27 protein-coding genes are annotated in these 26813 nt (G+C 68.4%); 8 read left to right on the top strand and 19 right to left on the bottom strand.

The window, feature by feature from the left end:
- The first annotated feature begins 86 nt into the window (after window positions 1-86).
- The gene (locus WKC72_RS37605; RefSeq protein WP_370181299.1) at window positions 87-1040 is read left to right on the top strand and encodes an alpha/beta fold hydrolase; all 954 of its coding nucleotides are present in this window, start codon (window positions 87-89) and stop codon (window positions 1038-1040) included.
- Window positions 1041-1043: 3 nt separating this feature from the next.
- Here WKC72_RS37605 and WKC72_RS37600 read toward each other — a convergent pair whose 3' ends face one another.
- Window positions 1044-2033, bottom strand: a complete 990-nt coding sequence (locus WKC72_RS37600) for an NAD-dependent epimerase/dehydratase family protein (RefSeq protein WP_370181298.1) — start codon at window positions 2031-2033, stop codon at window positions 1044-1046.
- A 35-nt stretch (window positions 2034-2068) separates the two neighbouring features.
- Here WKC72_RS37600 and WKC72_RS37595 point away from each other — a divergent pair, with 35 nt between their 5' ends.
- Window positions 2069-2716, top strand: coding sequence for a ScbR family autoregulator-binding transcription factor (locus WKC72_RS37595; protein ID WP_005244660.1), 648 nt, complete (start codon window positions 2069-2071; stop codon window positions 2714-2716).
- On the opposite strand, the gene WKC72_RS37590 is transcribed toward WKC72_RS37595, so the two are convergent.
- The 8 genes from WKC72_RS37590 to WKC72_RS37555 all read right to left on the bottom strand — a co-directional run bounded on the left by WKC72_RS37590 (window position 2713) and on the right by WKC72_RS37555 (window position 9813).
- Window positions 2713-3660 carry a ScbA/BarX family gamma-butyrolactone biosynthesis protein gene (locus WKC72_RS37590; protein ID WP_052033676.1) on the bottom strand — a complete coding sequence of 316 codons (948 nt, stop codon included), beginning with the start codon at window positions 3658-3660 and terminating at the stop codon, window positions 2713-2715. The two genes, WKC72_RS37595 and WKC72_RS37590, sit on opposite strands and share 4 nt — an antisense overlap.
- A 94-nt stretch (window positions 3661-3754) precedes the next feature.
- On the bottom strand, window positions 3755-4330 hold the full coding sequence (locus WKC72_RS37585) for a hemerythrin domain-containing protein (RefSeq protein ID WP_037241786.1): 576 nt from the start codon (window positions 4328-4330) through the stop codon (window positions 3755-3757).
- An 83-nt stretch (window positions 4331-4413) separates the two neighbouring features.
- A complete protein-coding gene (locus WKC72_RS37580; protein WP_370181297.1) occupies window positions 4414-5181 on the bottom strand; it encodes an HpcH/HpaI aldolase/citrate lyase family protein in 768 nt (255 codons plus the stop codon).
- Window positions 5182-5195: 14 nt separating this feature from the next.
- Window positions 5196-6152 carry an aldo/keto reductase gene (locus tag WKC72_RS37575; RefSeq protein ID WP_370181296.1) on the bottom strand — a complete coding sequence of 319 codons (957 nt, stop codon included), beginning with the start codon at window positions 6150-6152 and terminating at the stop codon, window positions 5196-5198.
- Complete coding sequence (locus WKC72_RS37570; protein ID WP_370181295.1) at window positions 6152-7009, bottom strand: ATP-binding cassette domain-containing protein; 858 nt, start codon at window positions 7007-7009, stop codon at window positions 6152-6154. Before WKC72_RS37570 ends, WKC72_RS37575 begins: the two co-directional genes overlap by 1 nt.
- Entirely contained in the window at window positions 7006-7821 is an 816-nt protein-coding gene (locus WKC72_RS37565; RefSeq protein ID WP_370181294.1) for an ABC transporter ATP-binding protein, read from the bottom strand. Before WKC72_RS37565 ends, WKC72_RS37570 begins: the two co-directional genes overlap by 4 nt.
- 1 nt (window position 7822) lies before the next feature.
- Window positions 7823-8770, bottom strand: a complete 948-nt coding sequence (locus WKC72_RS37560; protein WP_268791708.1) for an ABC transporter permease — start codon at window positions 8768-8770, stop codon at window positions 7823-7825.
- On the bottom strand, window positions 8767-9813 hold the full coding sequence (locus WKC72_RS37555; RefSeq protein WP_245973367.1) for an ABC transporter permease: 1047 nt from the start codon (window positions 9811-9813) through the stop codon (window positions 8767-8769). The genes WKC72_RS37560 and WKC72_RS37555 overlap by 4 nt, the downstream gene beginning before the upstream one ends.
- A gap of 289 nt (window positions 9814-10102) precedes the next feature.
- Between WKC72_RS37555 and WKC72_RS37550 the strand changes: the two genes are divergently transcribed.
- The 5 genes from WKC72_RS37550 (at window position 10103) to WKC72_RS37530 (ending at window position 16734) form a co-directional block, all read left to right on the top strand.
- Entirely contained in the window at window positions 10103-11683 is a 1581-nt protein-coding gene (locus tag WKC72_RS37550; protein ID WP_037242463.1) for an ABC transporter substrate-binding protein, read from the top strand.
- A gap of 54 nt (window positions 11684-11737) precedes the next feature.
- Complete coding sequence (locus WKC72_RS37545) at window positions 11738-12964, top strand: exo-alpha-sialidase (protein ID WP_370181293.1); 1227 nt, start codon at window positions 11738-11740, stop codon at window positions 12962-12964.
- Window positions 12961-13650 carry an SDR family NAD(P)-dependent oxidoreductase gene (locus WKC72_RS37540; RefSeq protein WP_037241772.1) on the top strand — a complete coding sequence of 230 codons (690 nt, stop codon included), beginning with the start codon at window positions 12961-12963 and terminating at the stop codon, window positions 13648-13650. The genes WKC72_RS37545 and WKC72_RS37540 overlap by 4 nt, the downstream gene beginning before the upstream one ends.
- A gap of 76 nt (window positions 13651-13726) precedes the next feature.
- Window positions 13727-15955: a 4-hydroxythreonine-4-phosphate dehydrogenase PdxA gene (gene pdxA / locus WKC72_RS37535; RefSeq protein ID WP_370181292.1), complete on the top strand. Its 2229-nt coding sequence runs from the start codon at window positions 13727-13729 to the stop codon at window positions 15953-15955.
- 11 nt (window positions 15956-15966) lie between these two features.
- A complete protein-coding gene (locus tag WKC72_RS37530) occupies window positions 15967-16734 on the top strand; it encodes a DeoR/GlpR family DNA-binding transcription regulator (RefSeq protein WP_112299648.1) in 768 nt (255 codons plus the stop codon).
- A 17-nt stretch (window positions 16735-16751) separates the two neighbouring features.
- Here the strand turns inward: WKC72_RS37530 and WKC72_RS37525 are convergent, their stop codons facing one another.
- From WKC72_RS37525 to WKC72_RS37480, 10 genes are all read right to left on the bottom strand, one after another.
- Window positions 16752-17252, bottom strand: coding sequence for a hypothetical protein (locus WKC72_RS37525; RefSeq protein WP_370181291.1), 501 nt, complete (start codon window positions 17250-17252; stop codon window positions 16752-16754).
- A gap of 36 nt (window positions 17253-17288) precedes the next feature.
- Window positions 17289-18080 (bottom strand): DUF6390 family protein, encoded by a 792-nt coding sequence (locus WKC72_RS37520; RefSeq protein WP_370184651.1) that lies wholly within the window; start codon window positions 18078-18080, stop codon window positions 17289-17291.
- 24 nt (window positions 18081-18104) lie between these two features.
- Entirely contained in the window at window positions 18105-19232 is a 1128-nt protein-coding gene (gene hypD / locus WKC72_RS37515; RefSeq protein ID WP_005258643.1) for a hydrogenase formation protein HypD, read from the bottom strand.
- Window positions 19233-19257: 25 nt separating this feature from the next.
- Complete coding sequence (locus WKC72_RS37510; RefSeq protein WP_005244643.1) at window positions 19258-19530, bottom strand: HypC/HybG/HupF family hydrogenase formation chaperone; 273 nt, start codon at window positions 19528-19530, stop codon at window positions 19258-19260.
- 26 nt (window positions 19531-19556) lie between these two features.
- Window positions 19557-20657 (bottom strand): hydrogenase expression/formation protein HypE, encoded by a 1101-nt coding sequence (gene hypE, locus WKC72_RS37505; protein ID WP_037241762.1) that lies wholly within the window; start codon window positions 20655-20657, stop codon window positions 19557-19559.
- A complete protein-coding gene (locus tag WKC72_RS37500; RefSeq protein WP_011596981.1) occupies window positions 20654-21346 on the bottom strand; it encodes an SIS domain-containing protein in 693 nt (230 codons plus the stop codon). The genes hypE and WKC72_RS37500 overlap by 4 nt, the downstream gene beginning before the upstream one ends.
- On the bottom strand, window positions 21343-22092 hold the full coding sequence (locus WKC72_RS37495) for a HypC/HybG/HupF family hydrogenase formation chaperone (RefSeq protein WP_037241759.1): 750 nt from the start codon (window positions 22090-22092) through the stop codon (window positions 21343-21345). The genes WKC72_RS37500 and WKC72_RS37495 overlap by 4 nt, the downstream gene beginning before the upstream one ends.
- 44 nt (window positions 22093-22136) lie before the next feature.
- Entirely contained in the window at window positions 22137-24443 is a 2307-nt protein-coding gene (gene hypF, locus WKC72_RS37490) for a carbamoyltransferase HypF (protein WP_370181290.1), read from the bottom strand.
- A gap of 146 nt (window positions 24444-24589) precedes the next feature.
- Window positions 24590-25159 (bottom strand): ATP-dependent Clp protease proteolytic subunit, encoded by a 570-nt coding sequence (locus tag WKC72_RS37485; protein WP_370184650.1) that lies wholly within the window; start codon window positions 25157-25159, stop codon window positions 24590-24592.
- 80 nt (window positions 25160-25239) lie between these two features.
- Window positions 25240-25512 (bottom strand): helix-turn-helix transcriptional regulator, encoded by a 273-nt coding sequence (locus tag WKC72_RS37480; protein ID WP_037241752.1) that lies wholly within the window; start codon window positions 25510-25512, stop codon window positions 25240-25242.
- 42 nt (window positions 25513-25554) lie between these two features.
- Here WKC72_RS37480 and lhgO point away from each other — a divergent pair, with 42 nt between their 5' ends.
- Complete coding sequence (lhgO, locus tag WKC72_RS37475) at window positions 25555-26760, top strand: L-2-hydroxyglutarate oxidase (protein ID WP_037241748.1); 1206 nt, start codon at window positions 25555-25557, stop codon at window positions 26758-26760.
- The last annotated feature ends 53 nt before the right edge of the window (window positions 26761-26813 follow it).

Here is a 26813-nt window from a genome sequence, read left to right as displayed (position 1 = left end):
CGCCGTGACGGCCGTTGTCGAGCCTTGACCTCGGCTGGGCGCTGGAGGAGCGTGATGAGTCCCGGCTCGGGATGAGGTGATCGGTTGTGCGGAGATCGCGTCGGCTTTGGGTGGGGGTGCTCGTCGCGCTGATGGTGGCCGTCTCGTCCTGCGCGTCGGACTCCGATGACGCTGCCGCGCGAGACGTTGCAGGCCCGGTGGATATCGGAGGGGGCCGCAGTGTGTATCTGACGTGCAGCGGCGAGAGCCGTGACGGCGACCCGACTGTGGTCCTGGTCTCGGGGTATCACGATTCCTCGGATGTGTGGACGCAATCCGACGTGCTGAGCGTGATCGGTTCGGCGGCGGGGCCGCCGGTGTTCGAGGGCGTCTCCGCCACGCATCGGGTGTGCGCGTACGACCGGCCCGGCACCGTGCGATATGTCGAGGGAACTCCGCTGACCGACCGCAGTTCTCCGGTCCCGCAGCCGCGCACGGCCGAGGACATCGTCGCGGAACTGTCGGCGGTTCTGAGCGCTGGGGAGGTGGCCGGGCCGTACATCCTGGTCGGGCATTCGCTGGGCGGGTTGATCGTGCGCCTCTACGCGCACACCCATCCCGATCAGGTGCGCGGGGTCGTGTTCGTCGACGCATTCAGCCCCACCGTGCCCGCGTTGTTCGGGCCCCAGTGGCCCAGCTATCGCGACGAACTGTTGAATCCACCGATCGACCAGTTGCCCATACCGTCCATGCACAGCCCCGAGTCCGAGCGCGTCGACCTGGACGCCAGTGTCGCGCAGGTTCTGTCCGCGCCCCCGCTGCCCCCGATGCCGCTGGCGGTGCTGACCAAGACCGAATCGTTCGCGGGACTCCAGTCGCTGCCCGGTCTCCCCGCCGAGGACGTGAACCGGGTGTACGAGAAGGCGCAGGACGACCTCGTCGCGTTGGAACCGGCGACGCCGCACACCTTCGCGACCGGTAGTGACCACTACATTCAGTTCTCGCAACCCGATCTCGTGGTGAGCTCGACCGAACTGGTGATCTCCCGGGCCGGGCGGTAGTGGCTACCGTCGGGACGGGAAATGGTGCAGGGCGCCGACGCCGACGCCGACGCCGACGCCGGCGGCAGTCCACAGGCGGGCAGGGTCGTACCAGTGGTCGCGGCCGATCAGGTCGAGGTGTCGTTCGGTCAGACCGTGCCGGGCACCGGCGGTGACTGCTTCGTCGAAGGTGAGACTCGTGGCCGGCAGTCGGAGACGGCCCGAGTCCGCGAGTGCCTGACCGAGTTCGCGGACGGACACCGGGTCGGGATGGCAGGCATGGAACACGTCGCCGGGGCGCGCGGGGGACTGCGCGGCGAGGCCGGCGAGGAGCCGTGCGAGATCGTTCACCGCGATGATCGAGATCCGGGACCGTCCCTCGTCGACCCAGGCCCCCAACGTCTCGAGGATCCGGGTGAATCCGGGAACGAACCAGCGGTCGCCGTGGCCGTGGACGAATCCGGGCCGGACGACGCAACCACCCCGTTCGAGGACGCGGTGTTCGGCAGTCAGCCTGCTCGCGCTCAGTGCCGAGACGGGTGCGGGCGCGGCCTCGAACTCGCCGATTCCGCTGTGCGGCCCGGACCCGTACACGCCGATGGTGCTGACGTAGATCACCTGGTCGATGCCGTTTCGGGCCGCGGCGGCAAGCAGATTCTCGGTGCCCTCGACGTTGACGGCGACGCACTGCGCCGGGTCGTTCCCGGTGTAGGAGGCGGCATGGATCACGACATCGGCGCCGATGAGCGCCCTTTCGAGGCTCGCCGGATCGGCGAGAGTCGCCCGGGCCGACACGACGCCCGGAATCTCGGTGTGTGACGGTGTGCGCGCCACCGCGGTGCAGTGGATTCCGGCCGACGCCAGTGCCGTCACGGTGGCCGATCCGACGAAGCCGGTGGCTCCCACCACCGCGACACGGACCGGCGTGGAGGGTGTTCGACCGTCGTCGGTCGCGGTCGACGCTGGTACCGTCTCTCCGGGCAATGGGCGTGTGGTCCGTGCTTTCATCGTCATCGTTCTTCTCTCGTGCGGCAGGGAAAGGTGTGAACGTGGTTCAGCAGGCGCGTGCTGCGGCGACCCGACAGCAGATCGTCCGCGGGGCGGCGGAGATGTTCGAGAAGTCGGGGTTCGAAGGAGCCAGGCTCGGCAACATCGTCGAGAACGCCGGAATCACGAAGGGGGCCTTGTACTTCCATTTCCGCTCGAAAGAGGATCTCGCGCGGTTCATCATCGGTGAGCAACACCGGATCTCCATCGCGTCGGTCGAGGCGATCGGCCGTGAGCAGGTTTCGGCGATCGAGCAGATCGTGATGCTCTGTCACGAGATGGCCCGGCAGATCGTGAACGACCCGATCGTGCGAGCCGGTATCCGGATCACCCTCGAACTCAGTGCCGACGACCAGGGCCCCGCCGATCCCTATCTCGACTGGATCAACAGTTGCGAGATGCTCGCCACGCGGGCCGTCGAGCAGGGAGATCTCCTCCCGGACATCGATCCGCCGAGGCTGGCGCGGTTCGTCATCGGCGCCTTCACCGGCGTCCAGACCGTCTCCCAGGTGTTGACGCAGCGCACCGACCTCGAGCAACGCGTCGACGACATGTGGGGGTTCCTGCTCCCCGGGATCATGCCCGCGACCCGGCATCAGGACATCGCCCGGATCCGCCGGGCCCGCTGGACACCCGACGACGCCGATTAGCGCGCGCATGCGCTCACCGCGGTAGGGGCCAGCGCCGCGGTTCCTCGCACGACCGCCACGCCGCCCTGCACTAGCGCTCCGCGGATCGACAACGCGCCGTCGTCGACCACATCCAGCCGGATCGTGGCCCGCTCGTCGAGTTCGGCGAAACGGTGGAACGTGGCGCCCAGGGACACGAGGTGCGCCTCGGACACGCCGAGCCGCGCGTAGGCTGCCTGCCGCAATGCCTCGAGCAGAAGCATCCCGGGAATGTGATCACAGGGATGGTCGAACAGCACGGGGTGCGCGGCGTCGATCCGCAACTCCCACTCGTTCTCGGAACACCGGGGACCCAGGACCACGTGCGCGTCGTCGACGTGACCGACCAGCCCCGCCGGAACGGGGTCGGGGCACCACGGCGCCCCGACCGTCCGCGGTCCGCGCTCACCCCACCGGGCCCGCGAGTACGCGGCCGGCGGAAACACGGCCGCGTGACCCGTCGCGGTGCCCACGTCCTGTCCGCCGAGCCGGAACCGCAGGTCCACGCGGAACGCGGACAGCGCACCGCCGCGGTACACGTGCTCGGACACGGTGACCTCGACGACCACGTCGGCGGCCGCCGCGCCCACCGCGAGCGTTCCGGGCACCGCCTGCACCTGGAGGTGCTGCATGACGAACCGGTTCGGCAGCGGAACGGAGTAGCGGGTGTGTCCCAGGTAGATCGCAGTCTGCCGGAGCGTTTCCGCCAGCAGCATCGTGTCGTAGCGCCCACCGCGGGCGCGGTAGAAGCCGTGCAGGCGGGGCCACTGCGCGGCGACCACGAACTGATCCGGCCCCGCTAGCGAGACGCAGTCGGTGAGGAAGACCTCGGCCACGGACTGGCGATGCACGTACCTGCGGGGCACCGTCCGCTCGAACGACATCGGGGGAAGCGCATCGGGCATCGGACGGGAAACTCGAACCACAACCCCATCTCCCCACGAACCGGTCGGCCCGATGCCGCGGACCGCCGAACTATAGAACACAGACCGCGCGGTCTGTGATGTGGGGAGTGCGTTGCTACTGGCCCTTCAAACTTCCGATTCGCAGTGATCCCGCGCTGCTACCCTCGTCGAGGTCCTCTTCGATCTCCCGGACGTACTCTCTCGGATCTTTGTCCGAGGTATCCACATCCCTCGTGGAACGGTGCACGAGGAAGTATTCGGCGAAGCGCCGCCCGAGCGACTCGCGAAGATCCCCCGGGGCGGTCCGGAAGTCAGCCAGCCCCTCGCGTTCCTCCTCGGCCATGTGCTCGTCGTTGGCCCGGCGCGTTCGGCCGACGGCCGCCCACCACTCCGCGGAGAGGACGGGAAACCCCGCCGCCGCACGGACGCCGTCGCGGATGTCGTTGTGGTCCCCGATCGCGTCGAGGGTTTCCGCCTCCGCCTCCGCGTCTTCGCCGACACGCAGCAGCTGGGGATAGAAGATTTCCTCCTCGGCCGCGGCGTGCAGATCGAGGCGTTTCGCCAACGGCGTCCACACCGCCTCGACGGCAGTGACATCCACCCGGCGGTGAGCCTTCAATTCGTCCAGTGCGGCGAACTGTCGTCGGAACCACTCGTGGTCGTCGAAGATCAACTCGATGATGTCAGGCATGATTCGATCCTTCGTTGCATCTCTCCCTCGGGCAAGGAACTCAGAATCTTCCTCGTGTCGGCACCGTTCCTGGCGCGGAGCGCCTATCGTTCCCCGGTCGCGGCTTTGAGATGCGCGGCAGAGGCGGCTTTGAGATGGGTGAGGTCGGACGCGACGGTCGCGAACGTGTATCCCTCGGCGAGTCGGCGAGCCGCCACCGCACCGTCGGGGGTGTGGATGCCCGCCGCGATGCCTGCCGCCGCGGCAGCCTCACGGACGCGGACCAGGGCCGCCTCGAACTCGTCGTCCACGCTCGGATCGTTCGGGTGCGCACCACCCACGGCGAGGCGCAGATCGGACGGCCCGACGTAGACCCCGTCGAGTCCGGGGACGGCGCAGATCTCTTCCACGCTCGCCAGTCCCTGCGGTGTCTCGATCATCACGACGACGACCGTGTCGCGGTTGGCGTCCTCCGGGTTCGGGCCGATCCGCAGTTGGGAGCGCATCGGCCCGTACGAGCGAACGCCGGCAGGCGGGTAGGTCGCGGCCGCAACGGCCTGGGCAGCTTCCTCGGCGGTGTTCACCAGCGGAACGATCACTCCCGCCGCGCCGGCGTCGAGTGCCCGGCCGATCGGTGTCGGATCGTTCGACTCGACCCGGATCATGCCGACCGTTGAGCCTGAGGCGTCGATGGCGGTGAGCCCCGCGACCATGCCGGAGTATCCGATCAGGCCGTGCTGGAGGTCGAGGGCGATGTAATCCCAGCCGACGTGGGCGAGCCATTCCGTCGACACCGGGCTGTCGATCACGGACCAATAGCCGACGATCCGTTCCCGGCCGCGGAGTCGGGCGGCGAATTCCTGGGCGCTCATGGGGGCGATGTCTCCTAGCGGTTGTAGTTGGGCATGGGTCCGCGCAGGGCGCTGCCCACTTCGTCGCACGCGTCGATCAGTTCGTCGTCGAGTGTGCCCTTCGCGACGGCGGCGATGTTCGACTGCAGGTGTGCCACCTTGGATCCGCCGAGGAGGATCGGGCCCGCCGCGGGCTTGGACACGAGCCAGCGCAGAGCCAGTTCAGTGAGCGGGATGCCGGCCTTGTCGGCGATCACGGACAACTGCGTGATCGCATCGAAGATCGCGGTGTTCCAGTACCGCTCCTTGTACATCTGCGCCAACCGCGAATCACCGAAGCGGCCGTCGGCCGGCTGGGCGTCGAACGAGTGCCGTCCGGTGAGGAGACCGCCGCCGAGTGGGTTGTAGACCATCGTGATCAGTCCGGTGACCGCGGCGAATTCGACGTACTCCTCCTCGATCCGCCGGGCCAGGAGGTTGTACAGCTGCTGGGCCACGATCGGGCGGGGCGCGCCGACGGCGTCGGCCGTGTGGTTCAGTTCCGCGATCTGCCAGGCCGCGAAGTTGGAGACACCGAGCGCGCGGATCTTGCCCTCCGACACGAGATCGGCGACGGTGGAGAGAGTGTCGGCGAGGGGGGTGGCCCGGTCGGGCTGATGGAGATAGAACAGGTCGACGTAGTCGGTGTCCAGTCGCTTCAGGCTCGCCTCGACGCTCGCCCGGAGGCCCGCGGGAGACAGCGGAGAGTTGCCGCCCGCGTCGGGGTGGGGCATTCCCGCCTTGGTGGCGAGGGTGACACGGTCGCGACGCGTGCCCAGCAGTCGGGCGAGGATGCGTTCGGACTCTCCGCCGGCGTAGCCGTTGGCGGTGTCGACGTGGGTGATGCCGGCGTCGAGCGCGGCGTCGACCATTGCGGCGGCACCGTCGAAGTCGACGGTGTCCCCGAACGTCATCGTGCCGAGAACGAGTGAGGTCAGGTCGAGTTCGGGCATCAAGCTACTCCTCGGGATACGGTTCGGGGAACCTCGGTTGCGCCGGGCGGGCGCGAGACGATGTGACGGGGTTTGATCCCGACCATGGTGGTGGGATCGAGCGCGGCGGCGCGGAGGGCCTGGGTGTACGGCTCGGCGGGACGTTCGAGAACATCGGTGGTGGAACCGCTTTCGACCACCTGCCCGCGCGACATGACGATCACGGTGTCGCTGATCTCGCGGACGACGCCGAGGTTGTGGGAAATGAAGACGTAGGTCAGACCGGTGTCGTGCTGGATCTCGCGGAGGAGGTCGAGCACCTGAGCCTGCACCGACACGTCGAGCGCGCTGGTGGCCTCGTCGCACACGAGGAGTTCCGGTCCGCTCGCCAGAGCCCGGGCGATACCGATGCGTTGCCGCTGACCGCCGGAGAACTCGGCGGGTCGACGGTGGAGCGCCGTGGCGGGCAGGCCGACCTGATCGATCAACGCCGCCGCCCTGCGCGCTCGCTCGGACTTGCTCCGGACACCTTGGAGGCGGAGGGGTTCGCCGACGATGTCGACGGCGGTCAAGTGCGGGTCCAGAGATCCGTACGGGTCCTGAAAGACCATCTGCACGCGGGACCGGAAGGGACGCAGCGCCTTCTCCGACAATTGCGCGATGTCGGCACCGCCCACGAGGATGCGGCCGGACGTGGGCGTGAGGAGCCGGACGATCGCCTTCGCGATGGTCGATTTCCCGCACCCGGACTCGCCGACGACGGCGAGCGTCGCCCCCTTGTGCACGGAGAAGCTGACGGTGTCGACCGCGCGGAACACACCGTCGGGGACGGGGTATTCGACGACGAGATCTTCGACGGACAGCAGCGGTGCGCTCATGTCGATGCTCCTACGGTCGTGGTGTAGTCGCCGAGCCGCGGCACGGCGTCGAGCAGCTTCTTGGTGTAGGCGCTGCGAGGATGGAGGACGAGGTCTTCGGCCCCGCCGTTCTCGACGAACCGCCCGTCCTTCATGACGTAGATGCGGTCCGACATCAACCGAGCGACGCCGAGGTCGTGGGTGATGACGAGCAGTCCGACGCCCGTGCGCTCCTGCAGTTCGAGCAGCAGGTCGAGGATGCTCGCCTGCACGGTCACGTCGAGGGCGCTGGTGGGTTCGTCGGCGACGATCAGTTCGGGACCCGACGCGAGCGAGCAGGCGATCAGTACACGCTGCAGCATGCCGCCGGACAGCTGGTGGGGGTACTTCCCGAGTTGGCCCGCCGGATTCTGGATCCGCACCTGCTCGAGCAGTTCCACGGCCCGCGCGGTTTCCTTCGCCTTCCCGGTGATGCCGCTGTGGCGCACCGCCTCCCGCAGCTGGGACCCGATGGTGTGCACCGGGCTCAGTGCCGTCATCGGATCCTGCGGGATCAGGGCGATGTGCCGTCCCCGGACCTTCGCGAGAGCCTTCTTCTGTCCGAGGATGTCGCAGTCCTTGAACCGGACCGCGCCCGAGAGGACGGCGAGGTCGTCGGGCAGCAGGCCGAGGAGGCCCATCGCGGTGGTCGATTTACCCGACCCCGACTCACCGATGATGGTCACGGTTTCGCCGGCGTCGATACAGAAGGACACGCCGTCGACTGCGCGGATGACGCCCCGGGCGGTGATGAGTTCGATCTGCAGTTCGTCGACTCTGAGGAGATTCCCCATGTCAGACCTCTTCCTTTCGCAACGAGATCCGGTGCAGGAGCCCACGGCGCTTCCCGGGCGACCGTGCCGGGCGGTCGCGGAGCCCGTCGCCGAGCAGGTTCACGCCGATCACGAGCAGCACGATGACGAGGCCGGGGAGGGTCACGAGCCACCATGAGGTGGTGATGTAGTCCTGGCCGTCGGAGATGATCCGGCCCCAGGTGGCGAAGGGGCGTTGCGGTCCGGCGCCGAGGTAGCTCAGTGCGCTCTCGAGGAGGACGGCCTGCGCGAGCAGCAGCAGGACGACGAGGGATGCCTGCTTGATGATGTTGGGGATCACGTGGCGCAACAGGATGGCGGTGCGTCCGAGTCCGAGTACCCGGGAGGCCGCCACGTACGGTTTCTCGCGTTCGACGAGGACGAGTGAGCGGGTCAGCCGGGCGATCTCCGGCCACTGGGCGATCGCGATGACGAACGTGATGACCGGGATCGACGGGCCGAACAGGGCGACGACGAGCAGCAGCATCATGAGGAGCGGCAGCGACAGCTGGGCCTCGAGCAGCCTGCTCACGACCGTGTCCGTCCAGCCGCCGAGGTAGCCGGCGAGTGCGCCGAAGCACAGGCCGATCAGCCCGGAGACGACGACCGCGAGAATTCCGATCGTCAGTGACACCTGTCCGCCGTAGAGGACGCGGGAGAGGAGGTCCCGGCCGAGTTGGTCGGTTCCGAAGAGGTGACCGTCCGTCAGCGGTGGCAGGCGCCGCTGGGCGAGGTCGGTGGCGTCCGGAGAGGGCAGGGGAAGCAGTTGCGCCAGTGCGACGGGCATGATGACGGCGAGGGCGCAGACGGTGCCCACCCAGATCTTCACGCGGCTGTCGCGGGCGCGCCGGGTGGCACCGGCCCGGGCGATGTCCCGGGTGGTCACGGCGCTCGGCCGCTCCTGTGCCGGGGGATCGATGACGGTGGTCATTTCGTCGTTCCCTTTCCGAGTCGGACGCGCGGGTCGAGGAGCGGATAGCAGAGGTCGACGAGGAGCTGGACGAGGACGGCGAGAACCGCGGTCACCAGGACGGTGGCCTGGATGAGGGGGTAGTCCCTCGTCTCGAGTGCACGCACGACCAGCGATCCCACGCCGGGCCACGCGAAGACGACCTCGACCACGACGACGCCGTTGAGCATCGAGGCGAACCGGGTACCGAGAGCGGTCAGAACCGGGATCGCGGAATTCCGCAGGGCGTACCGCCAGATGAGTTCGCGCTCCGGGACGCCCCGCGAGCGGGCCACGGTCATGTACGGCGAGGAGAACGCGCCGACCATCTCGCGGCGGACCATGCGGGAGATCAGGGCGATCTGCAGCACGGCCACCGTCACGGTGGGCAGCACCAGGCTGGACCAGGTCGTGAATCCGGCCGCGGGAAAAATCGGGATCAGCACCGCGAACACGGTGATGAGCATCAGTCCGGTCCAGAAGTCGGGCATGGACTGACCGGCGATCGTGACGACGTTGGCGCCGAGTTCACGCCTCGTGTCGGCGCGGCGCGCCATCCACACTCCGAGCGGGATGGCCACCAGTGTGGTGAGCACGATCGCCGCGACGGACAGGGTGATCGTGTACGGCAGCCGAGCGAGGACGACGTCGAAGGCGGGCGCCTGGAACGAGTACGAGGTGCCGAGATCGAGGTGGAGAAGGCCGCGGAGATACAGCAGGTACTGGGTGAACACGGACTGGTCGAGACCCATGTCCGCCCTGATTCGGGCGAGGTCCTCGGTGCTGGCCAGCGGGCCGGCCATCGAGTAGGCGGGGTCGCCGGGTGCCATCCGGATGAGGACGAACACGGTGGTCAGTGTCAGGAAGACGGCAAGCGCGCTCTGTGCAAGGCGTTTTGCGACGTAGCGGGGCATGGCCGCCGTCAGGACCCTCGGGACACGGGAGGTCGGGGTCCGGCGGGGCGCCGGTGATGCCGAGCCGGCGGGCTGGGCTGCAAATGCCGTGTCGGCGGCGTGCTGCGTCATGAGGTCACCGGCCGTTCGGTGTCTGCGTGAGGGGTCATCGTCGACCTTTCGATAACGCCGGCGATGGAGGTGTCGACACCGCGGCGTGTCGGGTACAGCAGCTTCGTGTGTAACTCAGCTCACAATCGCACTAATGCGCGTTGTGCGCAAGTCTTGCCCGCCATCTTGCGCATCTCAAGCAACTCTGAGTAGAGTTCGGATGTGCCGGCGATCACATCGCGTGATGATCAACCATCTCGCGCCGTGCCTGATCGCCGCGCCCCACACCCTTAGTCCCGAGAGGTCGACGATGACCAATTCTCTTTTCGAACAGCGTTTTTCGAGGAGAACGCTGCTCCGGTCGGGTCTCCTCCTCGGTGCCGGCCTCACGCTCGGATCCGCCGCTGGATGCGCGACACCGACGGGAACCCCCGGACCGAGGACGGTGAGCCTGGCCCTGAACCGATCGCTCGTGAGCCTCGACAACAAGCTGAACCAGTTCGATGCCGCACTCACCGTGCAGCGCGGCGTGCGGCAGGCCCTCACCGAGATCGACCGGAACCTGCGGCCCCAGCTGGTTCTGGCCGATCGGTTCGAACTCGTCTCGCCCACCCAGTGGTACGTGCACCTGCGGCCCGGAATCCGCTATTCGGACGGCAGTCCGGTGCAGGTGCGGGATGTCGCGACAGCGTTGCAGATGTACAGCCAGGTGGACGGGTCATTCGTCGGCGGGTTCTTCCCCGAGTGGCCGACGGTCGACCAGATCGACGACACCAGCTTCACCCTGAACACCGAGCGTCCGGTCCCGGTGCTCGACTACCTCATGTCGAATATCCTCATCACCCCGGCGGCCGCGAACGTGCCGGAGGAACTGCAGTCCGGCGTGGGATCCGGACCGTACGTCGTGACGGAGAGTGACCGCGGCACCGGAAACTACACCCTGGTGCGCAACGAGAACTACTGGGGAACACCGGCACAGATCGAATCGGTGCGTGTCCGCTTCGTTCCGGACGAGTCGAACCGTGTCGTGACCTTGCGGAGCGGCGAGGTCGACGTGATCGACTCGATCACCCCCGATGCGGCCGACCAGCTCGCCGGTCTGTCGGGTGTCGCGATCGATCGGATCGACGGTGTCCGGCTCAATCAGCTCTTCTTCAATTTCCGGAAACCCCAGGGGCACCCGCTGGCCGACGCGCGGGTGCGCAGGGCGCTGACGTATGCGATCGACGGGCGGGCCCTCGTCGACCAGGTTCTGCAGGGCTCCGCCACCCAGTCGCGCGGCGTCATTCCCCTCACTCTCGACGGTGCCGTCGAGACCGGTGAGTACAGCTACGACCCGGCCCGCGCCCGCGGGGAACTCGACGCTCTCGGAATCCGGGATCTGGAGTTGAAGATCATCTGGGAGACGGGCGAGTTCGCGGCCGACACCGACATCATGGAGTCGGTGCTGCAGATGCTGTCCGCGGTAGGCGTGCGAACCACCCTCCAGCAGTTCGAACCCGGCGGCGACATCTCGCAGTGGCGGCAGGGCAAGGTCGGCGACTGGGACGTGCTGGGCAACGGCTTCCCGAGCCCGACCGGACTGGCCCTCACCATCATGCAGGGCATGTACGCCGGCACCGCGGAGAAGGAAGCGACCCGGGATACCTACCACGGATACATCTTTCCCGAGATCACCCGGACCATCACCCAGGCCTCGGAGGAGGCCGACGCCGTCCGGCGCGCCGAACTCCTCGCGGACGCGCAGCGCCAGATCTGGGACACGTGCCCGTGCCTGTGGGCGTTCGTTCCGAAAGCGGTTCTCGCGCGCCGCTCGCGGATCGACGGTGTCGCGCTGCGCCCGACGAACTCCTATGACCTCAGTGTCGCGGCGCTGCGTGCCCAGACGTGACGTGACCGCTGCCCCGAGAACTCGCCCGCCCCTATCCACGCACTGGAGACGCAGATGACCACACCGAGTCCCGCAACCGATACCCGAGCCACCGACGGCGTCGTCCGTGACGTCGAGACGGGTCGACGCGACGCGCTGCTTCCCGCACCGCAGGTGCAGAACCACGCGGCGAATCTCACCGTCCTGCCGGACGGCTCCCTCGGTTGCGTGTGGTTCGCGGGCACCCAGGAGGGCGTGCCGGACATCAGCGTCTGGTTCTCCCGGCTCGCCCCGGATGCAGACGCGTGGTCGGAGCCGGTGCAGCTGTCCGGCGATCCGACTCGTTCGGAACAGAATCCTGTTCTCCACGTGACGAATACGGAAACCGTGTGGCTACTGTGGACGTCCCAGCACGCCGGCAACCAGGACACCGCACGTGTCATGCGGCGCATCTCCGCCGACGGCGGCCGAACGTGGGGCGAGGCGCACACGCTGCTGCCGGAGACGGACGCCGGCGGTGTGTTCGTGCGACAGCCGGTGGTTGCGCTCCCGACCGGGCGGCTTCTGCTCCCCGTGTTCCACTGCGTCCGTATCGAGGGCCGGAAGTGGGTGGGCGATCGCGACTACAGCAGCGTGATGATCTCCGACGATCACGGCGACTCCTGGCGTGAGGTGACTGTGCGGGGCAGCGTCGGCTGCGTGCACATGAACATCGGCCGCCTCGCCGACGGCACCCTCGTGGCCCTCTATCGCAGCCGCTGGGCGGACTCGATCTACCGCAGCGTCTCGACGGACGACGGCGATACCTGGACCCAGCCGGAGGCGACCGAGCTTCCCAACAACAACTCGTCCGTTCAGTTCGTCGTGCTTCCGGGCGACCGTCTCGCCCTGGTGTTCAACGAGTCCAGCGCGGCGAACGCCACCGCGCGGCGGACGTCCCTGTACGACGAGATCGACGACGACGGTCTCGCCGACGGGGTGCCCGAGCAGGCGGACACGGAGCTCGAGCCGCTCGACGACGGGGACAGTCGCAGCGCGTTCTGGGGTGCGCCCCGCGCCCCGATGACGCTGGCGATGTCCGAGGACGGGGGCCGGACGTGGCCGGTTCGCCGCGACATCGAGATCGGCGACGGGTACTGCCTGTCCAACAATTCTCGTGACGGGCTGAACCGCGAGTACTCGTACCCCAGCATCACCGCCGGGAACGACGGCCGCCTGCACGTCGCGTTCACCCGGTTCCGGCAGGCGATCGAGTACGTCGAGCTCGATCAGGCCTGGGTCGCCGACGGGAGCCGGTCGTGACGCACGGCGACTCGAAGCGTGCGGTCGTGACCGGGGTCAGCTCCGGCATCGGCGCCGCCACCGCCCGGCAGCTTCTCGGCGACGGATGGTCGGTCACCGGATTCAGCCGACGCGACCCCGGCATCGACGACGACCGATTCTCTTGGACGGCCGTCGATCTCGGCGACCTCGACGCACTCTCGGAGCACGCGGCCGCGGCCGGTTCGGTGGACGCCGTCGTGCACGCGGCCGGTCTGCAATCGTCAGCACCTCTCGGGAAACTGCAGGTCGACGACGGCCTGAAGATGTGGCGGATTCACGTCGCAGCCGCGGAGGTTCTCGTCAATGCACTCGCTCCGTCGATGCGCAACGGTGGCCGGGTGGTCCTGGTCGGCAGCCGCACGATGTCCGGAGCGGCGGGCAAGAGTCAGTACGTCGCCACCAAGTCGGCACTCGTGGGAATGTCGCGGTCCTGGGCTGCGGAGTTGGTGGACAGAGCGATCACTGTCAACGTGGTTGCCCCTGGTCCGACGGACACCCCGATGCTGAACGATCCGGCTCGCACGTCGACGCCTCCGCGGGTCCCACCGCTCGGTCGCTTCATCGCCCCCGACGAGGTGGCGGGACTGATCGGATTCCTCCTGGGACCGTACGGCGGGAGCATCACGGGTCAGGCCATCGTGCAGTGCGCGGGAGCATCCCTGTGAACGTTCTGCGCGTAACGCGCAAAACTGCTACCATAAACTGCACGAAACACGCATATTCTCCATCGAAGGCGGCATCATGAGACCGAAATCGATCGGATCCGATCCGACCGTCGCGGTCCTCGCCGACGACCTGTCCGGTGCCGCTGAAGTGGCGAGCGCGTTCCTCCATCGGAGTGCGCCCGTATCGCTCCTTCTCGGCGCCGCCGAAACTCATGAACCGGGCGGAGTCGTCATCGCGGATCTCGATACGCGGTCGATGAGCCCGGAGGATGCGGCACGCGCGGTTCGACACGCGCTCGCCGGAGTTCCGTCCGATGCGCTCGTGGTGAAGAAGATCGACTCACTACTCCGCGGAAACATCGGGCCCGAGGTGGGAATCCTCGCCGACACCGGTCCGGTGGTCGTCGCAGCAGGGCTGCCGGCACTCGGCCGGACCGTTCGCCATGGCGTCGTGCACGTCGGAGCGACGCCGCTCCACCGGGCTGGGGTGTGGTCGGCGGAATCCACGCCGCCGCCGGAGTCGATAGCCGGTCTCTTTCCGGACAGTCCCACGCAGTGCGTGCGCCGCGGTCCCGGTGTCGAACGGTCGCTCGCCCGCGCGGTGTCCGCCGGAGCCATCGCGATCTGCGACCTCGAGACCGACGAGGATCTCGACTCGATCGTCCACGCCTGCCGGGCAATCCCCAGAGTGCGACTGGTCGGGACTTCCGCCCTCGCGGCGGCGGTGGCACGCACGCTGCCGCTCCGGCACGTCCCCACCACGGCGGCCAGGCGGGCGGAATCCGTCCTGATCGTCGTCGGGACCGCAGAACCCGTTGCCGTGCAACAGGTTGCGTCGCTGGTCGCCGACGGTGTGCGGCACGTGCCGGTCGACGCGACGCAACTTCTCCGCGGCGATGTGGACACGACACCACTGCGGCACGTTCTCGACGACGGGCCTACGGTCGTGACGGTCTCCGGCGCCGTGGAGCCGTCGAATGGCCGGGCGTTGTCGGCGGCGCTCGGACGGCTGGTCGCGGCCCTGCAGAACGACCGCCGAGCCGACCTCGTGCTCACCGGCGGTGAGACGGCCCGCGCCGTCGTCGACGCGCTGGGGATCACGTCGCTTCGACCGGTCCACGAAGTGCACCACGGCGCCGTCGCCTCCCTGGCGTCCGACGGACGGCGAGTCGTCACGAGGCCCGGCAGCTTCGGCGACCCGACCAGTCTCTCCGCGATCGCGGCCTACCTGCGCGGCGCTCAGCCGCCCACCCATACCCCCACACAGCGAGGACCTCACATGACAGCGTCAACTGATACCGCGAACCTTCCCGTCGTCGCCGTCACCATGGGCGACGGCGCCGGAATCGGCCCCGAGGTGATCGTTCCCGCCTTGCTGGACGAGGCCACCCGGTCCTGGTGCACACCCGTCGTCATCGGCGACGCGAAGCGGCTTCGTCTCGCGGCGAATGTGCTCGGCCTCGACGTCGACATCGTGACCGTCGAGTCGGTCGCGGACGCGCAGTCGGTACCCGGGCGCGTCAACGTCATCGATCTCGACCTCCTTCCCGACGACCTGCCGTGGGGTGAACTGTCGCCGGTCGCCGGTCACGCGGCGTACGAGTACATTCGCGTCGCCAGCGAACTCGCGGTGCGCGGGGAGGTGCAGGCCATCTGCACGGCCCCGCTCAACAAGGAGGCGCTGCATGCCGCCGGCCACATCTTCCCGGGCCACACGGAACTTCTCGCGCACCTCACCGGCACCGAGGAGGTGTCGATGATGCTGTCGACGCCGAAGCTGAAGGTGATCCACGTGACCACCCACATCGGACTGCTCGACGCCGTCGCGAAGATCGAACCCGGACTCGTCGAGCGGACGATCCGGCGCGGGCACGACGCGCTGGTGCGCTCCGGAATCCCGGAGCCGAAGATCGGGGTCTGCGGCATCAACCCGCACGCCGGGGAGCACGGGCTGTTCGGCTACGGAGAAGAAGAACAGAAGATCATTCCCGCGGTCGAGGTGCTGAAGGCGGACGGCATCGACGTCCACGGTCCGTTGCCTGCGGATACCGCATTCTTCCTCGCGGGACGCGGGGACTACGACCTCATCGTGGCGATGTATCACGACCAGGGGCACGGGCCGGTCAAGGTCCTCGGCATCGAGGCGGGGGTCAACATCACGGTGGGACTGCCCGTCATCCGGACCTCCGTCGACCACGGCACCGCCTTCGACATCGCAGGCAAGGGTATTGCGGAGGCCGGTAGTATGGTCGAAGCTCTTCGTCAGGCTGCCGAATTGGCAACCAGCACAGCGGTTGTGAAGTAGGGGGACGAAACATGGCGGTTCGCGAGTCGGAAGCACGCCGATCCGAGATCGTGCGACTGGCCCGCTCGAGCGGGTTGGCGAGTGTCGACGACCTGTCGGCGCAGTTCGGTGTCACCGCCTCCACCATCCGGCGGGACCTGAGCCAGCTCACGTCCCAGGGTCTGATCGCCCGGACCTACGGTGGGGCGATCGCCCTCGACCCCCAGCAGGAATCGTCACTCCGCCAGCGCGCGCTCGAGGGATTCGACGCGAAGCGTGCGATCGCGGAATGGGCCGCCAACCAGGTTCGGCCGGGCGAGACGATCCTTCTCGACGCCGGCACCACCGTGGGCGCGATGGGGGAGTTCCTACGCGACATCGACGACATCACCGTCATCGCTGCGGGCCTGACCGCCCTCGAATCGCTCGCCGACGCGGACTCCGTGCGCGTCGAGTGCATCGGCGGAACACTCCGGCACCTCAGCCAGGGGTTCGTCGGGCCGTTGGCCGAGGCCACGCTCCAACGAGTCACCTTCGACCGCGCGTTTCTCGGCGCGGACGCCGTCACCGCGGATCTGGGGATCTGTGAAGCAGAACTGGAACAGACGCGCCTCAAGGAGATCATGATCGCCCGTGCCGACGAGGTGTACGTGCTCGCTCACGCGGCGAAGCTCGGGCAGCGCCCCTTCCACGCCTGGGCACCGATCCCGCCGGGAACCACGATCGTCACCGACGCCTCGGCCGCGACCGGGGAGACGGCGCCTTTCGAAGCCGCGGGGATGCGGGTCGTGCGCGTCTGAGGAAGGGCGACGGGGACTTACCGCTTGTCCTTCTTCGCTTGCCGTCGTGCGCCTGCGGCGATAGTGGATGCTTCGAACTTCCTGCGGCCGGAGGATTTCCGGGTGGCGTCGACGCGTGCCTTGCCGGACGAGGCGACCTTTCCGTCGCTGTCGCCGAGCTCGCTGAAGGATGGGGCGTCGCTGCGGGCGCGGGCGAGTCGCGCGTCCTTCAAGTCCCGAGCGCTGGCGCGGGCCGCCGTCGCCAATTGGCCGCTCACCCTGCTCAGCGCGGCCTCGAAGACCTCCACCTTGTCGGCATTGCGCGTGTTTGCCGCCTTACCGGCCCCACGCGCACCCTTGTCCGCGACCTTCGCCGCGCCTTCTTGGCGGTACAGCTTGACGTGCTTGTTGCGGGCACGGCGAACTCGGGTGTGCAATTTGATCAGCTTGTCCTCGTCCAAGTCGGCCATCTGTGCCTTCTTGGTCTCGCGGATCAGGACGAACTCGTCTTCGGACAGTGAGTTCAGGATCTTCTTCATGTCTGCTCCGATCCGGCCACAGGCCGTGAGTTGTAGTCATGGTAACTGGGAAACGTTCGTGCCGGTCCGTTTCCGCGAGGTCGAGGTCGCTTGCCGAAAAAGGCGCTGATTGGTCTGTGCAAGTTGCCATTCCGTTTGCGCGCACAACCGGTCCACCCGATCCGGGTCGAGACGGTCGCACACGAAATCCCAGTGCACCGCCACCTGGTCGCCCACAGTGAGGTCGTTCACGAAAGTTCCGTCGGGAACGCGGTAGTCGGCCCGGTCGTCCTGTTCGGGCCCGAGGGACAGCCGGCTGCCGTCCCAGGACAAACGGCGGGATCGGACGACGGCACGGTCGGTGTCGAGACCGATCACCTCACCCCAGCGGATGCGGCACGAGTCGAGAACCTGCAGCGGCTGAGGCATTCCGGTGTCCAGTAGCCGCGACCACGGGTACACGCCGAACACGTGAAAGTTGTGGGTGGGCGCCGCCTCACCGAGCAGGTCCTCGGTGAGGTGCTTCCAGTAGTGTCCGGCCTGAGATGCGAGGCGGGCGAGCAGTGCCGCGCCGAACTCGGCCCGGTCGATGCGGTCGGAGAGTTCGCCCGAGGTCCAGTAGGCTCGAACGACGTTCTCGTCCAAGGGATCCGGGATTCCGGCGAGCTGGGCGATCACCTCCTGGTACGGCCAGGCGCCGCTGAACTGCTTCGCCAGCACCACCACGTCGGTGTCCGGCGCCGCACCGCACGCGACCGCCTGCAGTCGCTCCGAACCGGGAGGGCCGCAGTAGCCCAAGGCATTCGGGGCGTGCGCATATTGCGCGAACACGCGGTGCCCGGACGGCATCCTGTGTTCGCGCCGCATCACCGGTCAGCCTCGCTGACCCAGCAATTGGGCCGTCTCGCGGTGGAGTCGGCCGAAGTTGTAGTACGCGGCGCACGCACCCTCGGGGGACACCATGCACGTGCCGATCGGCGTCTCCGGAGTGCAGGCCGTCCCGAAGACCTTGCATTCCCACGGTTTGATGACGCCCTTGAGAACCTCACCGCACTGGCACGCCTTCGGATCCGCCACCCGCACACCCGGCATCGAGAACTTCTCCTCGGCGTCGAACTCGGCGTAGTTCCGGTGGACCTTGAGCGCGCTCTGCGAGATGAAACCGAGTCCGCGCCACTCGAAGTGCGGGCGCAGTTCGAACGTCTCGGCCATCAGCTTCAGCGCCTGCACGTTGCCCTCCGCGCGCACCACCCGCTTGTACTGGTTCTCGATCTCGCAGCGGCCCTCTCGGATCTGCTGCAGCAGCATGTGTACCGACGCGAGGATGTCGAGTGGCTCGAAGCCCGCGACCACCATCGGTTTGCCGTACACCTCGGACACGAACCGGTACGGGCGCAACCCCACCACGGTGGACACGTGGCCCGGTCCGAGGAAGCCCGACAACCGCAGGTCGGGCGACTCGAGGATCGCCTTGATCGGCGGCACGATCGTGACGTGGTTGCAGAACACACTGAAGTTCTTCACGCCCAGCGCCCGCGCGCGCACCAACGTCACCGCGGTGGACGGAGCCGTCGTCTCGAACCCGACGGCGAAGAACACCACCTGGTGGTCGGGATTGTCGAGCGCCACCTTGAGCGCGTCCAGCGGCGAGTACACGAAGCGGACGTCCGCGCCGCGGGCCTTGGCCTCGATGAGATTGCCCTTGGATCCGGGCACCCGCATCATGTCGCCGAACGTCGTGAAGATGACGCCGGGCTGTTCGGCCAGCCACATGGCGTCGTCGACGCGGCCCATGGGGATGACGCACACCGGACATCCCGGTCCGTGCACCAGTTCGACCGACTCCGGCAGGAGATGCTCGATGCCGTGCCGGTAGATGGTGTGAGTGTGGCCGCCGCACACCTCCATGAACTTGAACTCGTCGCCACGGGCCAGTTCGGTGATGGATTTGACCAGGGCGCGAGCCGCCGCCGGGTCCCGGAATTCGTCGACGAACTTCATCCCTGTTACCTCGTTCTTGCTGTTGTCACGCGATTTCGGACGAGTTGAACGCGTCGATCTCGTTCACGTAGTCGGCGCCCATCTTCTGCACCTGATCCAACGTCAGCTGCGCCTCGATCTCGTCGATCTTCGCCATCGCGAAACCGACGTGCACGAGCACCCAGTCACCGACGACGAGACCTTCTTCGGCGAGCAGTCGCACACTGATCGTTCTCTGGACGCCGTTCACATCCACCTTGGCCAGATGCTGTTCGGCGTCGACGATGTCGACCACCTGACCGGGTATCCCCAGACACATCGTGGTTCTCCTTCTCGGGCTGTTCTTCAGCAGATTCGGGGAAGCGGGTCGCCGACGAGCATGTCGACGATCCGGCTGCCGCCGAACGAGGTTCGCAGTGCGACGATGCCCGGCGGTTCGGCCAGGATCTCGCCGACCACGGTGGCATCGGCTCCCCGCGGGTGGGCTCGCATCGCCGCGACGGCCGCATCCGCCTCGTCCGCCGCGACGATGGCGACGAACTTGCCCTCGTTCGCGACGTACAGCGGGTCGATGCCGAGCATGTCGCAGGCGCCCAGCACCTGCGGCTCGATGGGCAGGGACTGCTCGTCCACGATCACGGCGAGCTGGCAGGCGTGAGCGAGTTCGTTGCACACGGTGCCGACGCCGCCGCGGGTGGCGTCCCGCATCCACCGCGTCGACGGGGCCGCGTCCAGCAGCGTCTCCACCAGCGAGTTCACCGGGGCCGTGTCGGAGGCGATGTCGGCCTCGATAGCCAGGTCACCGCGGGCGAGCATGACCGCCATGCCGTGTTCGCCGATGGTGCCCGACAACAGCACCTTGTCGCCCGCACGCACGAGATCGGCCGACAGCCGCCTGCCCTCCGGGATGACACCGACACCGGCGGTGGAGATGTAGACGCCGTCGGCGGCGCCCTTGCCGACGACCTTGGTGTCGCCGGTGACGATCTGCACTCCGGACAGGACGGCCGCTTCGCTCATGTCGGCGACGATCTCCCGCAGTTCGGCGATCGGGAAACCCTCCTCGATGACGAACGCCGCCGACAACCACCGGGGGCGCGCGCCGGACACGGCGAGGTCGTTGACGGTCCCGTGCACCGCGAGATGCCCGATGGAACCGCCGGGAAAACGCAATGGCTGGACCACGTACGAGTCGGTGGAGAACGCGAGCCGCTCACCCGAGGGCATGGTGAGCGCGGCCGCGTCACCGAGTTGCTCGAGTTCCTCGTTGCGGAACGCCTCGACGAACACCGCGTCGACGAGGGCCGCCGACGACTTCCCGCCCGCACCGTGAGCGAGGGTCACCACCTCGTCCAGCAGCCGCGGCCGGCGCTGCCGGAACTTGTCGATCCGCTCGAGGACCCGGTCTTCGCGTTCCGCCGAGGTGGCCGGTTCGGTGGTGCTCATGAAGCCTCCACGGAGTTGGGAGCGGGCCGCGTCATGTGTTCCTGGGCCACCGACCACAGCCGGTACCCGAGCATCGCGTGGCTCTCCTGGATCCGGTGGATGCTCTGCGAGTGGACGGTGTAGCAGAAGTCGAGTTCGCCGGCGGACGCCATCGCCGCCATCCGGCCGCCCTCGTGCCCGGCGAACCCGATGGTCAGCAGGCCTCTCTGCTTCGCCTCGGTGAGCGCGGTCATCAGGTCGTCGGAGTTGCCCGACGTCGACAGTGCGATGGCGACGTCGCGGTCGCGGGCGTGGGCGATGATCTGCCGCTTGAAGATCAGATCGAAGCCGACGTCGTTGCCCAGCGCCGTCACCACGGCCTGATCGGCGGCGAGCGACCATGCCGCCACCGGGCGTCCGCGGGCGGGACGGCTGAACAGCGATGCCAGCGTGGCGGCGTCGGTGGAGCTGCCACCGTTGCCGAACGTGTAGAGCCGGCCGCCGCGACGGAACCTGTCGGCCATGTCGATCCCGGCAGCGGTCAGTCCGTCGCCGTACTCGTCGAGGGACTCCTTCTGCAGGCGAGCGCTCTCGGCGGCCTTCCCCCGCGCGGACGCCGCGAGGTCGTCGAGGAGGCTCTGGGCGTCGGTTTCCTCCGAGTCGATGAACGGGTAGAGGAAGCTGGTGCTCTCCGAGTCGTGCGTCGTCATCGGTTCGCCTCCTGACCTGCGTCGTCGAGTCGGGTGATCGCGGCCCCCGCATGCACCAGCACGAGGTCGTTCGGCTGGACGTCGCCGAGGATGCTCACGTCCACCCATTCCTCGCCCGCGGCCGTGCGGACCAGGGCGGGCCCCAGCGGTTCGGCCGGCTCGATCACCACCTCGCCGAGACGACCCTCGTCGCTGCACGTGACGCAGACCGTCTCGTCGCACTCCTCGGCGTCGGGCTTCAGCAGTCCCGAGTGCTCGAAGCAGACATGGGTGAGTTCCCACAGCAGGTGATACATGAGGACGAACCGCCCGGTGGCCGGCACCATCGGATCCTCCGAGTCGACCCAGAGGATGTGGTTCGCCGCACCGGCCGGAGGTCGGGGGCCTGCCCCGATCCACAGCGTCATCGCGCCCCACGCCGGTGCGCGGCGCATCGCGTCGACCACGGCGGGCTCGTTCGCCGACGCCACGGCCAGCAGGATGTCGCCGGGCCTGCTCGCCACCCGTGCCTGCGCCACCGGATCGGGTTCGACGAGTGCCACCGACGGCAGCGCCCGTTTGCCCATGATCACGGGATGGACGAATTCGACGGCGACGTGATGGGCGTGCGGCTCCCACTGGGGTGAGATCACCCAGAGCGTCGCGCCGTCATGGAATCTGCGGGCGAGTGACAATGCTGCGGCAGCGAGATCCGCAGACAGGTCCGTGTCGACAAGGTGCCCGCCCGCCTCTGCGGTGGTGGTCATTCACTAGCTCCCGTCCCGGACCGGCCGGTCGGGGGCTGCCGACGTCACGGTCCGCGCATGGTCGCCGCGGCACCGATCACCGCCTGGCCGAGGGAGAGTCCTCCGTCGTTGGGAGGCACCCGGTGGTGGGTGAGGACTCGATAACCGCTGCTCTCCCAGTGTGCTCTCACCTGTGCGAGGAATAAACGGTTTTGAAAGACTCCTCCGGTGAGTCCGATCGTCGACGCTCCGGTCGCGGTGGCGGCCCGGTCGACGAGGTCGGCGGTCGCGGCGGCGAGGGCATGGTGGAAGCCGAGTGCGAGCGCCGCGGGCGGGGTCCCGTCGCGGAGACCGGTAACCAGTCCGGACACCAGAAGAGGCAGTCTGAGCTGGTCGTTCTCCACGTCCATGGCCAGGGGAGCCGGGTGCGGGGCCGTCCGGGCGAGGGCCTCGAGTTCGATGGCCGCCTGCGCCTCGTAGGTGACCCGGTGCCGGACCCCCAGCAGCGACGCGACTCCGTCGAACAGGCGGCCCGCGCTCGTCGTCCTGACGCAACCGAGACCCGACCGAAGTTGCGACTCCACGGCCGCGCGTTCCGCGGTGGGGATCGCCTCGACGCACGGCAGCCCGTCGACGTCGGTGATCCCGCACTCGTGCAGCAGAGCCAGCGCCACCCGCACCGGATTCCGGACCGCGGCGTCACCGCCCGGCAGTGAGAAGGGCTGGACGTGTCCCACCCGCCTCGTGTCGAGGATGTTCGGGCCGACCAGGAGGAGTTCGCCGCCCCACACGGTGGTGTCGCAGCCGTACCCCGTCCCGTCGAACGCGACACCGAGCACCGTCGTCCCGACCAGTCCGTGTTCGGCCATCAGCGACGCGACGTGCGCGTGGTGGTGCTGCACGGTGAGCAGGGGGACACCGGTCCTCTCGCTGTAGCGCCGGGCCCAGTGGTGCGTCGAATATCCGGGGTGCCGGTCGGCGACCACGGCCTCCGGCGTGATCCCGTGCAGATGCGTCAGCTGTCGCACCGACGTCTCGAAGGCGCGCTGACTCTCCAGGCTGCCCATGTCACCGAGGTGCGCCGAGCAGAACGCGTAGTCCTGCCGGGTCAGGCAGAAGGTGTTCTTGATCTCCGCGCCCACCGCGAGGATCTCCGGGCCGTGCGCGGGAAGCACGACCGGCAGCGGTGCGAACCCGCGCGAGCGGCGGATCGGCAGCACCGCGCCCGCCTCCACCGCCAGGACCGAATCCTCGCAGGGCACCGCGATGCGGCGGTCGTGCATCAGGAACACGTCGGCGATGTCCCGCAGACGGGTACGGGCGTCGTCGTTGTCGAAACAGAGAGGTTCGCCGCTCAGGTTGCCGGACGTCATGACGAGCACGCGCGGTGGGTCGACGTGGCTGCCCGGCGTCCGGGTGAACAGGAGATGGTGCAGCGGGGTGTAGGGGAGCATCACCCCGAGATCGTCGATCCCGGGTGCGATGCCGTCGGCAACCGACACAGTGTTCTTCTTGCGCAGCAACAGGATCGGCCGGGCCGCGTGTCGAAGCAGTGCGCTCTCGGGCTCGGAGATCTCGCACAGCTCGGCGGCGGCGGACAGGTCCGCGGTCATCACCGCGAACGGCTTGTCCGGGCGGTGCTTGCGCGCCCGCAGGGTCTCGACGGCGGTGGGGTCGGCGGCATCGCAGACGAGATGGAATCCGCCGAGGCCCTTGACCGCCACGATCCGGCCGTCCCGCAACGCCCCCTGCACCGCGGTGAGGACGGCGTCGTCCCCGTCGACCCGGTGCCCGTCGACCTCGGCGAACAGGTGCGGACCGCAGTCGGGGCAGCACACCGGTTGCGCGTGGAACCGTCGATCCGCGGGGTCCCGGTACTCGGCGAGGCACGCCGCGCACAGCGGGAACTCGGCCATCGTGGTGTTGGGCCGGTCGTAGGGCAGGTCGGTGATCACCGTGAACCGCGGCCCGCAGTTGGTGCAGTTGACGAACGGGTGGCGATACCGCCGATCGCGCGGATCGGCCAGTTCGCGAAGACAATCCGCGCACGTCGCCACGTCCGGCGACACCAGCGTCCGCGCGCCGGGGACGTGCCGGCTGTCGATGATCCGGAACGACTCGTCCCCGCGCACCGGAACAGGCTGGGCGGTTGCGTCGACGATCACGGCCATCGGCGGTGCATCCGTGCGGAGCCGGCGCACGAACTCGGACACCGACGCGGACTTGCCCTCGACCTCGATGAACACGCTGACGTCGTCGTTGCCGCAGTGGCCGTGCAGTCCCAGATCGTCAGCGAGACGCGCGACGAACGGGCGGAAGCCGACCCCCTGCACGACCCCGTGGACCGTGATGCGCGATCGTTCGACCGTCATCCTCGGATGATTCCCCCGTCGAGGTGCGGGGCGCAAGAGCCCTTCCCGCGGCGGGCGGCGGCACAGACGCACCCTTTCTCGGTTCGCGCACTCGAAATTGGGCCTGAATTCGTGCGCGCGAGCCGAAAACGAGTGCGTCCGCCGGATTACTCCCCGTCGACCGAGCGTGCGCCGGTGACGGCGTCGATCAACCCGTAGTCGCGCGCCTCGTCGGCGGTGAGGATCCGGTGGTCCCGCATGTCGGCGATCACCGTGTCGACGGGACGTCCGCAGGAGTCGGCGATGCGCTGCTGCAGCCTCCGCAACTGCTGCTCATGGTGTTCGGCGGCGATAGCGACGTCCGACGCCGGACCGGTGCACGACGTCTGCGGTTCGCGGAGGTGGAACGCGGCGTGCGACGCCGACGTCCGGCGGTCGGCGGGCGCGAGGAGGGCGATCGCCATTCCGCGGACGTCGCCGCGGCAGTGGACGTGCAGCGGGACCCCCATCAGGTCCAGGGTGTCGAGGAGGGTGGCGGCCGCGTCGACGTCGGCGTCGACGCCGTGCAGCCACAGCTGGACCTCCCCGTCGTCCGAGGCGTCGAGCAGTGCCAGCGACGCGGCCGCGCGGTTGGTGGCCTCGGCGTCGAGTCGGCCGGTCAGCGACACGATCCGTCTGTCGAACAGCCGCTCGGCCAGCCAGTCGGGACCCGGAGTGGGGACGGACGTGACGTGCAGCGGCGCGGGCGGCTGCTGGGGATCCGGCTGCCAGGGGGTGTGAAACGGCGGGACCGATGGTGGGGTGGGTGGTGGCCAGATCATGGTGGTGACTCCCGGTGCGCTGAGATCGTCCAGTCGACCGTCCGGCCCACGGCCTCCGCATACCGTTCGAGCGTCGACAGGCGGGGATCGACGTCGCCGCGTTCGAGCCGTGCCACGGCCGACTGCGACGTGCCCATGTGGGCGGCGATCTCCGTCTGTGTCAGGCCGCGCTCGCGGCGAGTGGTGACGAGCTCGTCCAGCAGCGCTCGACGCCGATCGGACAGGTGCTCCAGTCCGGGAAAAGACGTGCGTCGAGGGGTGGTCGACATACCATCGATGATATCTCGAAAACGGTATACGGAGGGGTGCTCATGGCGAAGGTTCGTGCGGCCGTCATCGGCGGCGGCATCATCGGTCTGGCGGTCGCCCGGGAACTTCTGCACCGGATGGACGATGTCGAGGTAACGCTGTTCGAGAAGGAATCCCGGGTCGCGGCCCACCAGACCGGCCACAACAGCGGCGTCGTCCACGCCGGCCTGTACTACCCACCGGGCAGCCTCAAAGCGCGCCTGTGCCGCCGTGGCGTCACCCTCCTGCAGCAGTACGCGGCGACCAAGGGCGTGGCCTACGAGGAATGCGGCAAGGTGGTGGTCGCCCACGACTCGTCCGAAGTGGCGCGGATGGACGCCATCTTCGACAGAGCGGTGGCCAACGGCGTCCCCGGCATCCGCAAGATCCCGGGGGAGGAGATCCCCGAGATCGAACCGCACGCACGCGGAGTCGGCGCCGTGCACTCGCCGCACACCGCGATCATCGACTACGTGGCGGTCGCGGAGGCCCTCGCCGCGGACATCGCCGCCGCGGGCGGACGCGTCCTGCTCGGCCGGGAGGTCGTGGGCCTGGACAGCCGGACCGCCGAAACAGTGGTCACCACCCGGCAGGGCAGTGAGGCCTTCGACCTGGTGGTCACGTGCGCGGGATTGCAGTCCGACCGGGTGGCACTGATGTCGGGTGAACCGCGATCGCCTCGCGTGGTGCCCTTCTTCGGCGACTACTTCCTGCTCGAGCCCGAGCGGTCCTCGCTCGTGAAGGGGCTGATCTACCCGGTTCCGGATCCGCGGTACCCGTTCCTCGGCGTTCACCTCACCAAGCGGATCGACGGGCGAATCATGCTCGGACCGAACGCGTTTCTCGCCTTCGGGCGGGAGGCGTACGACCGGCGGGGATGGTCGGCGTCGGACGTGATGTCGGCGGTCGGGTTTCCCGGATTCTGGCGCTTCGCCGTGCACAACACCGCGGCGGCGGTCCGCGAGGCCCGCACCGTCCTCAGCACGGGCCAGTTCGTGAAGGAGGCGCAGAAGTACGTCCCCGACGTGCGCCGCTCCGACGTCACCCGCGGACCCCGGGGCATCCGCGCTCAGGCGATGAACGCCGACGGCAGCCTCGAGGACGACTTCGTCATCACCGGGTCGGGACGCGTCGTTCACGTCCGGAACGCACCCTCCCCGGGTGCGACGTCGTCCCTCGCCATCGCCGAACACGTCGTGACGGAGGTTCTCGCCCGCGCGACCACCTGACGGCTCCGCCCGATGTCACACCGGTGCAGTCGAGGTAGACCGATGCGACATCG

This window comes from Rhodococcus wratislaviensis, assembly GCF_041228765.1.
GTDB lineage: Bacteria > Actinomycetota > Actinomycetes > Mycobacteriales > Mycobacteriaceae > Rhodococcus_F > Rhodococcus_F wratislaviensis.
The sequence above is the reverse complement of the archived record's forward strand: the minus strand, read 5'-3'. Positions and strand labels throughout refer to the sequence as shown.

Coding starts and splice junctions, on each gene's coding strand:
- pdxA (WP_370181292.1), top strand. CDS start 13,727: ATGAGACCGAAATCGATCGGATCCGATCCGACCGTCGCGGTCCTCGCC.
- WKC72_RS37530 (WP_112299648.1), top strand. CDS start 15,967: ATGGCGGTTCGCGAGTCGGAAGCACGCCGATCCGAGATCGTGCGACTG.
- WKC72_RS37575 (WP_370181296.1), bottom strand. CDS start 6,152: ATGCCCGAACTCGACCTGACCTCACTCGTTCTCGGCACGATGACGTTC.
- WKC72_RS37545 (WP_370181293.1), top strand. CDS start 11,738: ATGACCACACCGAGTCCCGCAACCGATACCCGAGCCACCGACGGCGTC.
- WKC72_RS37600 (WP_370181298.1), bottom strand. CDS start 2,033: ATGACGATGAAAGCACGGACCACACGCCCATTGCCCGGAGAGACGGTA.
- WKC72_RS37570 (WP_370181295.1), bottom strand. CDS start 7,009: ATGAGCGCACCGCTGCTGTCCGTCGAAGATCTCGTCGTCGAATACCCC.
- WKC72_RS37525 (WP_370181291.1), bottom strand. CDS start 17,252: ATGAAGAAGATCCTGAACTCACTGTCCGAAGACGAGTTCGTCCTGATC.
- WKC72_RS37500 (WP_011596981.1), bottom strand. CDS start 21,346: ATGACGACGCACGACTCGGAGAGCACCAGCTTCCTCTACCCGTTCATC.
- lhgO (WP_037241748.1), top strand. CDS start 25,555: ATGGCGAAGGTTCGTGCGGCCGTCATCGGCGGCGGCATCATCGGTCTG.
- WKC72_RS37580 (WP_370181297.1), bottom strand. CDS start 5,181: ATGAGCGCCCAGGAATTCGCCGCCCGACTCCGCGGCCGGGAACGGATC.
- WKC72_RS37495 (WP_037241759.1), bottom strand. CDS start 22,092: ATGACCACCACCGCAGAGGCGGGCGGGCACCTTGTCGACACGGACCTG.
- hypE (WP_037241762.1), bottom strand. CDS start 20,657: ATGAGCACCACCGAACCGGCCACCTCGGCGGAACGCGAAGACCGGGTC.
- WKC72_RS37560 (WP_268791708.1), bottom strand. CDS start 8,770: ATGACCACCGTCATCGATCCCCCGGCACAGGAGCGGCCGAGCGCCGTG.
- WKC72_RS37510 (WP_005244643.1), bottom strand. CDS start 19,530: ATGTGTCTGGGGATACCCGGTCAGGTGGTCGACATCGTCGACGCCGAA.
- WKC72_RS37565 (WP_370181294.1), bottom strand. CDS start 7,821: ATGGGGAATCTCCTCAGAGTCGACGAACTGCAGATCGAACTCATCACC.
- WKC72_RS37585 (WP_037241786.1), bottom strand. CDS start 4,330: ATGCCTGACATCATCGAGTTGATCTTCGACGACCACGAGTGGTTCCGA.
- WKC72_RS37550 (WP_037242463.1), top strand. CDS start 10,103: ATGACCAATTCTCTTTTCGAACAGCGTTTTTCGAGGAGAACGCTGCTC.
- WKC72_RS37480 (WP_037241752.1), bottom strand. CDS start 25,512: ATGTCGACCACCCCTCGACGCACGTCTTTTCCCGGACTGGAGCACCTG.
- WKC72_RS37520 (WP_370184651.1), bottom strand. CDS start 18,080: ATGCCGTCCGGGCACCGCGTGTTCGCGCAATATGCGCACGCCCCGAAT.
- WKC72_RS37555 (WP_245973367.1), bottom strand. CDS start 9,813: ATGACGCAGCACGCCGCCGACACGGCATTTGCAGCCCAGCCCGCCGGC.
- hypF (WP_370181290.1), bottom strand. CDS start 24,443: ATGACGGTCGAACGATCGCGCATCACGGTCCACGGGGTCGTGCAGGGG.
- hypD (WP_005258643.1), bottom strand. CDS start 19,232: ATGAAGTTCGTCGACGAATTCCGGGACCCGGCGGCGGCTCGCGCCCTG.